This is a genomic window from Hydrogenovibrio sp., assembly GCF_049975065.1.
Lineage (GTDB): Bacteria > Pseudomonadota > Gammaproteobacteria > Thiomicrospirales > Thiomicrospiraceae > Hydrogenovibrio.
This window is the reverse complement of sequence record NZ_JBNGDN010000099.1, coordinates 1-6,975: the sequence shown is the minus strand read 5'-3', so window position 1 is coordinate 6,975 and position 6,975 is coordinate 1. Positions and strand designations below refer to the sequence as shown.

At 53.2% G+C, this 6,975-nt stretch carries 7 protein-coding genes and 2 pseudogenes; 6 read left to right on the top strand and 3 right to left on the bottom strand.

What is annotated here, in order from left to right:
• Nucleotides 1-171 (bottom strand): annotated as a pseudogene (locus ACP5D0_RS09490) (thioredoxin family protein); the annotation flags it as partial.
• 656 nt (nucleotides 172-827) lie between these two features.
• On the opposite strand from ACP5D0_RS09490, the pseudogene ACP5D0_RS09485 reads away from it, so the two are divergent.
• The 3 genes and pseudogenes from ACP5D0_RS09485 to ACP5D0_RS09475 all read left to right on the top strand — a co-directional run.
• Nucleotides 828-1,088 (top strand): annotated as a pseudogene (locus ACP5D0_RS09485) (methyl-accepting chemotaxis protein); the annotation flags it as partial.
• Entirely contained in the window at nucleotides 1,062-1,559 is a 498-nt protein-coding gene (locus ACP5D0_RS09480; protein ID WP_472365521.1) for a CZB domain-containing protein, read from the top strand. The pseudogene ACP5D0_RS09485 and the gene ACP5D0_RS09480, both read left to right, overlap by 27 nt.
• Before the next feature lie 126 nt (nucleotides 1,560-1,685).
• Nucleotides 1,686-2,114: a rhodanese-like domain-containing protein gene (locus ACP5D0_RS09475; RefSeq protein WP_472365518.1), complete on the top strand. Its 429-nt coding sequence runs from the start codon at nucleotides 1,686-1,688 to the stop codon at nucleotides 2,112-2,114.
• Nucleotides 2,115-2,245: 131 nt separating this feature from the next.
• Here the strand turns inward: ACP5D0_RS09475 and ACP5D0_RS09470 are convergent, their stop codons facing one another.
• A complete protein-coding gene (locus tag ACP5D0_RS09470; protein ID WP_472365517.1) occupies nucleotides 2,246-2,857 on the bottom strand; it encodes a superoxide dismutase in 612 nt (203 codons plus the stop codon).
• Nucleotides 2,858-3,051: 194 nt separating this feature from the next.
• The gene (locus ACP5D0_RS09465) at nucleotides 3,052-3,348 is read right to left on the bottom strand and encodes a YcgL domain-containing protein (protein ID WP_472365516.1); all 297 of its coding nucleotides are present in this window, start codon (nucleotides 3,346-3,348) and stop codon (nucleotides 3,052-3,054) included.
• 182 nt (nucleotides 3,349-3,530) lie between these two features.
• Between ACP5D0_RS09465 and ACP5D0_RS09460 the strand changes: the two genes are divergently transcribed.
• From ACP5D0_RS09460 to ACP5D0_RS09450, 3 genes are all read left to right on the top strand, one after another.
• Nucleotides 3,531-4,514 (top strand): NAD(P)H-binding protein, encoded by a 984-nt coding sequence (locus ACP5D0_RS09460; protein WP_472365514.1) that lies wholly within the window; start codon nucleotides 3,531-3,533, stop codon nucleotides 4,512-4,514.
• 155 nt (nucleotides 4,515-4,669) lie between these two features.
• Nucleotides 4,670-5,911: a multifunctional CCA addition/repair protein gene (locus ACP5D0_RS09455; protein WP_472365513.1), complete on the top strand. Its 1,242-nt coding sequence runs from the start codon at nucleotides 4,670-4,672 to the stop codon at nucleotides 5,909-5,911.
• 55 nt (nucleotides 5,912-5,966) lie between these two features.
• Nucleotides 5,967-6,860, top strand: a complete 894-nt coding sequence (locus ACP5D0_RS09450; RefSeq protein WP_472365520.1) for a cation diffusion facilitator family transporter — start codon at nucleotides 5,967-5,969, stop codon at nucleotides 6,858-6,860.
• Nucleotides 6,861-6,975 lie beyond the last annotated feature (115 nt).

Here is a 6,975-nt window from a genome sequence, read left to right as displayed (position 1 = left end):
GCGCGTCTGGATGGCCTTGACATAGGGGCAGTGGTTGCAGATAAACATCACCAGCAGGCCGTTCGGGCCTTTGGCTTTTTCCAGTGTCCAGTGCTGACCGTCCACGCCGGGCAGGTTGAAATCAATGGCCGCTTGTTCGAAGTCGCACACGGGTGTGGTTAAACTCACCATAATATTTCCTTATTTATACTTAACGTTTAGCTTAGAATAACCGGTTATTTTAACCAAAGTCACATGGTTGGACGAGAATTCTTGGGTGTTCGCAGGCGGCTCGCTGGCGTTTTTTGAAAGGCGCTTTGAATTTTCTCAATAGTATGCCATCGAAAAGTGATTTGGGTATGAAGATTGCTTTGCAGTTTTATGACAGGTGTAACAGGCTGTCATTTAAAAATGAACAAGGGCGTTCAGGAGGCCGAAACAGGATGTTCGTAAGTCGAAAATATAAAAAAATATGTCAGCAGCAAGCGCAGGAACTGGCTCGCTTGCAACACGAAAATCACACCTTACAAGAGCAAATTGATCAGCTGAATGCGGCGTCTCTGGATTCAATGGAATCGGCGGCGCCGATTGAGGAAGCGCAGGCGCGGCAGTTGGACTTGTGCAACAAGGTGTTTCATTCCATGCGATTCTTTGCCAATTCTTTGCAGGGCTTTCAGGGTGGCTTGCTGCTTCAGGGCAATAAGCTTATGGAAGGGCGCGATAATATCAAGGATTCCGCCAGTCTTTCCGCGACTACGCGGGATAAGGTGCATGGCATTTTGGATAAGTCGCACAGCCTGTCTTCGATGATGCATCAGGCGGCGTCGGCGTCGGATGAGCTGGGGCGGCGCGCAGTGGAAATTGACGGGATTATTTCGATGATTACCGAGATTTCCGAGCAGACCAATCTGTTGGCGTTGAATGCGGCGATTGAAGCGGCGCGTGCCGGTGAGGCTGGGCGCGGGTTTGCCGTGGTGGCGGACGAGGTGCGCAATCTGTCGCAAAAGACCGCAACCGCCACTCAGGACATTTCACGTCTGGTGTCGTTGATTCAGAAAGAGATCGCGCAGTCGCGCGACATTATGAATCAAGCCACCGATGAAACGACGCAGCTCAATACTAACAGTGAGGCTTCCACTGAGGCTTTGTCCGACTTGATTTCGCGCAATGATACCATGGGGGGTGTGATTGCCACCAGTGCCTTGCGCAGCTTTACCAACAAGGTAAAGTTGGATCATCTGCTTTATAAAATGCGGGTGTATCAGTTGTTGATGGGCAGCCTGACGCAGGAGGCGCTGAACCTGACCGAACCAACGGACTGTGCCTTGGGGCAGTGGTATTATCAGGGCGAAGGGGTGCAGTGTTATTCGCAACTTCAGGGGTATCGCGACTTGGAAGCGCCGCATCGGGAAGTGCATCTGCAGGCGAAGCAGGTGGTGGACTTGTATCTGGCCGGTGATTTCGAGTCGATGGAGTCGGCATTGCAGAAAATGGAAGCGGCCAGCCAATCGGTGCAGGACTGTTTGGAAAAAATGGTTGAGGATGCGGAAAAACGTCCTGATATTCTGTGTGTGCATTGAGTTTGACCAGGCCTGGTGAAACCGGCTCATAAGGTTCAGAGTGGGTTGATGCGACTAGAATAATCGTTCTATTTTTAGCCGGATTCGGTTAGAATAACGATTCTAATTGTTATAAGGAGTCGCATTGTGAAGGGATTGTTGGACTACATTGAAGCTGCCAAGGCGCTAATTGAAGAAGTGTCACTGGAAGAAGGGCGTGAACGTATTGCTCAAGGTGTGAAGGTGCTGGACGTGCGTGAGCCGGGCGAGTTTTTAAGCGGTGCCATTGAGGGCGCGATGAATGTGCCGCGCGGCGTGCTGGAGCCAGCCGCGGATTTAGCGTATGAAGGGGCGAACCCGGCGTTGCGCGATCACCGTGATGATGCTTGGTTGGTAGTGTGCAAGTCCGGCGGACGGGCGGCGTTAGCGACGCAGACGCTGAATGAAATGGGCTTTAGCCATGTCACCAACCTGATTGGCGGCATGGATGCGTGGCAGGCAGCGGGTTACCCGATGGTGATTCCGTCGGATGAGTCGATGACGGTGACGTTAAAAGTGCCGTGTCGGCTGGATTGACGGACAGCCGTTGAAGGCTTGCCACAATCGATGGCACAAAACAAAAAACGACCAGGCTTGGTCGTTTTTTGTTTCCGCCGTTCGCTCTTGGTGCGGGCGTGTTGACTTGGCCGCACCAAGCCGATGGGAACTTAACCTTTTGCGGCGGTGTAGAGTTCGGACACTTTGTTCCAGTTCACCACATCCCACCAGGCCTGCATATAGGCTGGGCGCAGGTTTTGGTAGCGCAGGTAATAGGCGTGCTCCCAAACATCCAGCCCCAGAATCGGTGTGCCTTTGACCTGGGCGACGTCCATGAGCGGGTTGTCCTGATTGGGAGTGGAAGAGATTTGTAAGCTGCCATCCGCTGCGACACTCAGCCAAGCCCAACCGGAACCGAACTGGGTGGCACCGGCGGTATTGAATTTTTCTTTCATGGCGTCCAAGCTGCCAAAGGTGGCGTTGATGTCGTCGGCCAAAGCACCGCTGGGTGCGCCCATGCTGTCACCGCTCATCACTTCCCAGAAGAAAGCGTGGTTCCAGTGACCACCACCGTTATTACGCACCGCGGGTGAAATCGACCCGGCGTTGGCAATCAACTCATCCAGCGACTTGTCTTCGTTTTCGGTGCCGGCAATGGCATTATTCAAATTGTTGATATAAGTCTGGTGGTGTTTGGTGTGGTGAATTTCCATGGTACGGGCGTCAATGGACACTTCGAGTGCATTGTAATCATAAGGTAGGTCGGGTAGCGTAAAAGCCATGATTGCATTCCTTTTCAGTTTGAGTGGGTTGTCATGCGAGTAATCGGCTCGCTCAAGGTTGCGAGCGGCCAATCGATGTCAGGTTATTGTAACCACTGCCGCAGAATTATCAATACCCGACTAAAATCATAGGGTATTGTGCGTGTGTTTTGCTGCTTGAATTCAAGCTACGCTAGGATGTTTGGATGGGCGGGTTAGAAGATATTGTCCAGGCGTTCCGGCGGCGGTGGCATATCGCCCAGTTTTTCGATTTCGGACGGCGGCATCTGCATATAGTAGCCTTTGGTTTCCAACCCGTGTAATACCTCTTTCGGGTCGGCCATGGCCAGGGCGCGATTGGGGGTCAACTCAAAGTCAATGACGTGTTCCGGCTGGCCGAACATCACGCAGAGTTCGTTGGGCAGTTTGTCCAGCCCGTCCGCTTGTGGGACAAACAGATAGAGTAATTCTTTTTTGGGGCTTTTGTAAGCGGAGACAGTGACAGAGGTCATCGCGATTCCTTGGTGTTCGTAATGAGTCGGCGGATTGATCGCAGTCGGATCGGAAAGCGCATTTTAGCAAAAGTGACGCAGGCCTGGGTGTTTTTCGATGGGCGGCTGGCTTGACCTCCATGGGGATTTTCATTATTCTTGTAGCCCTTTACAGAATTCATAATAAACAGGAATCGTAGATTATGCTGGGGTCTAAGTCGGGCGGAAAAGTAGTGGTGTTGGGCGGAACCGGGTTTGTTGGGCGTGCCGTGGTGAATGCGTTGTCGAAGTCAGGCTATGAGGTCTCTGTGTTTGTTCGACGCCCAGAGCGTTACCGTGACTACCTGTTGTTTCCGAACACACGCCTGGTGCAGTTGACCAGTTTACTGGAAACCGAACGTTTGAAGACCTTGTTAAAAGGCGCGGATGCGGTTGTGAATCTGGTGGCGGATGTGACCGCCCCAACCGAATCGGTGGCAGACGATGCGCTGGTTCAGGTGACTCAGCAAATTAAAAAAGCCATCGAATCGGCGGGCGTGAAGCGTGTCGTTGCCTTGTCACACATAGGTGCGGATGCCAGCAATGCGCGCCAGGCCTGGTTGTATCATTTGGGCGAAGCGGACGCGATTATGCACACCATTGCTTCGGCTAACGTAACGATTTTACGCGCGGGTTTGCTGTTAGGGGATGGCGATGAAGTCAGCAGTCGGTTTAAAGCGCAGCTGGAACGCATGCCGGTGTTGCCCGTCGCCAATGCCGACCGAGCTGTGCAGCCGTTGTCAGTGAAAGATTTTGCACGTGCTTTGGTGATGTGTTTGTCCGATGCCACAACCCACGGTCAGAAAATAGAAATGGTCGGGGAAGAGCGGATGACGCTGAAGGATTTGGCCGGTTCGGTGCGTGACCTGATGATGAAAGATGACGCGATTATCTTGCCAATGTGTTCACTGAATGCCCGTTTTATGGTGGCTTTGGGCGCTCTGGCTCCCTTTCGCTCCGTGTCGGCGGTGCAGATGAAGCTGTTACAGGCGGATTTGGTTTCCGATGCGGACTTTGCCAGTCGTTTTGGGTTCATGCCCAGCAGTGTTGAGCACACACTGGCAAACTATATCGCTCCGGGCACCTTGCGTGAACGCTATCATTTTTTCCGTCGTGAAGCCGGACGCGATGCGGATGAGTTGGCCTGAGGGGCGGCGACCGCTGTAACCTTGATCCAGAAAAGCCGTCCTGTGACGGCTTTTTTGTTGTGCCTGAAAAGGCCGCAAATTTGGCGGTGTTGTGAAATATCGGGTTATGATGGGAGGTTGTTATTTTAATGCCATGAGGGTGCTATGAGGATGTTATGGAAACCTATTTAGTCGGCGGAGCCGTGCGAGATGCCTTACTCGGTATTCCGGTTTATGACCACGATTGGGTCGTGGTGGGTGCCACGCCTGCGGAAATGCTGGCACAAGGCTTCGATCAGGTCGGTAAGGATTTCCCTGTCTTTCTGCATCCCAAAACCAAAGAAGAATATGCTCTGGCGCGCATGGAGCGCAAAGTCGGCCAAGGTTATCATGGGTTTGAAATGTCGTACGATCCGGCGGTGACTCTAGAGGAAGATTTGATTCGCCGAGACTTGACCATCAATGCGATGGCGCAGGATGGTGATGGCCGCATTATCGACCCTTATGGTGGACGTAAAGATTTAGAGAATAAGGTGTTGCGCCATGTGTCGGATGCTTTTGAGGAAGACCCGTTGCGGGTGTTGCGGGTGGCGCGTTTTGCCGCCAAATTAGCCCCTTTGGGGTTTCAGCTGGCCGCAGAAACGCTTGCGCTGATGCAACGTATGGCCGCTTCCGGCGAGTTGTCGGCTTTAACGCCGGAGCGGGTTTGGCAGGAGGTGGTGAAGGCGTTGGGCACGGAACGGCCGAGTGTGTTTTTTGCAACACTGGATCGCAGCGATGCGGTGGCGATTTTGTTTCCTGAGCTTTATGCGCTGCATGGCGTCACCCAGCCGGAGCAATATCACCCGGAAGGGGATGTGTGGGTGCATACCTTAATGGTGTTGGATGCGGCGGCGCGCCTATCGAATGATCTATCGGTGCGGCTGGGCGCTTTGTTGCACGATTTGGGCAAGGGCGTGACGCCGCAGGCGCTTTGGCCAAAACATCACGGCCATGAACAGGCCGGCGTGCCATTGGTTACCGCCTTTTGCCAACGCTATCGCGTACCGAAAAAACAGCAGCAGTTTGCGGAAAAAGTGACCGAATTTCACGGTGTGATTCATAAAGGTCTGGACAGTGAGGGGCGGCCAGCCTTGAAGCCAAAAACCTATTTGAAGGTGCTGACGGCCTGTGGCGCTCTGAAGGATATTGCGGTGTTTGAGAAACTGCTGACGGCGTGCGAAGCCGATGCCAAAGGACGAACGGGCTTTGAAACCCAAGATTATCCTCAAAAACCTTATTGGCTGGCGCTGGCTCAGGCGGCGAATCAAGTGGATAATCAGGCGATTTTGGCGACGGGTGTACAGGGCGCTGCGGTGGGTGAGGCGATAGAAGCAGACCGTAAACACCGCATTCAGGCCTTTAACCAGGCCTGGTAAAAAGGCTTGCGCGCGACAGTATAAACTTTGAAATGAGGAACAGCGCTTGGATGCGATGAAACTGACACGCTATGCGACCTACGCTTCGGTTTTGGTGGCGCTGATTTTGCTGCTGGTCAAAGGGTTTGCCTGGTGGGAAACTCGGTCGGTGGGGTTATTGGCGTCCATGCTGGATTCGGCGGTGGATGTGGTGGCCTCGGTGATGATTTTGTTTGCGGTGCACATTGCGCAAAGACCGGCGGATAACGAACACCGCCTCGGACACGGTAAGGCCGAGCCGTTGGCGTCTTTGGCGCAGAGTGTGTTTATTGCCGGTTCGGCTTTGTATCTGGTGTTGCATGCGTTGGATCGTCTGGTGTTTCCGGAAGCGGTGCGCGATGCCGATTTGGGCGTGTGGGTGATGGTGTTTTCCATGGCGTTGACCTTGGCTTTGGTGCTGTTTCAGCGTTATGTGATTCGCAAAACCCAGTCGTCGGCAATTGAGTCCGACTCCTTGCATTATGTGTCGGATATTGGCGCCAACTTTGCGGTAATGCTGGGGTTGCTGTTGTCGGCTTGGTTGTGGGTGGATGCGACCCTCGGGCTGCTGATTGGGGTTTGGATTGGTTGGCAGGCGGTGAGGTTGGCGGTGGCCTCGGCCAATCAATTATTGGATCGAGAATTGCCCGACAGCGTGCGAGACGATATTCGCGATATTGTATTGAGCCATCCGCAGGTTCGCGGCTTTAACGATTTGCGTACTTTTCGTTCTGGGCCAAGGGTGTTTATTCAATTGGATTTGGAATTGGATGACCATCTTTCATTGTGGATGGGGCATCAAATCGCCGAAGAGGTGACGGAACAGTTGTGCCGTAATTTCGACAATGCCGATGTGATGATTCATCAGGAACCGGTCAGCTTTCGAAATAAGCCGGGGCATCATCAATGGGAAGTGGAGTCGAAACCCTAGCGGTTGAACGTGAAAACCGACCAGGCCTGGTCGGTTTTGCTGGATCGGTTACAGCGCTTTGGTGAAGCTGAGGGCACCGCGAATTTGACCTTCCGAGTAGCCCATGGCTTTGTCG

Excerpts from the sequence above, each read along its gene's own strand:
- ACP5D0_RS09480 (WP_472365521.1), top strand. The coding sequence starts at position 1,062 with ATGAATCAAGCCACCGATGAAACGACGCAGCTCAATACTAACAGTGAG.
- ACP5D0_RS09470 (WP_472365517.1), bottom strand. The coding sequence starts at position 2,857 with ATGGCTTTTACGCTACCCGACCTACCTTATGATTACAATGCACTCGAA.
- ACP5D0_RS09465 (WP_472365516.1), bottom strand. The coding sequence starts at position 3,348 with ATGACCTCTGTCACTGTCTCCGCTTACAAAAGCCCCAAAAAAGAATTA.
- ACP5D0_RS09460 (WP_472365514.1), top strand. The coding sequence starts at position 3,531 with ATGCTGGGGTCTAAGTCGGGCGGAAAAGTAGTGGTGTTGGGCGGAACC.
- ACP5D0_RS09455 (WP_472365513.1), top strand. The coding sequence starts at position 4,670 with ATGGAAACCTATTTAGTCGGCGGAGCCGTGCGAGATGCCTTACTCGGT.
- ACP5D0_RS09450 (WP_472365520.1), top strand. The coding sequence starts at position 5,967 with ATGAAACTGACACGCTATGCGACCTACGCTTCGGTTTTGGTGGCGCTG.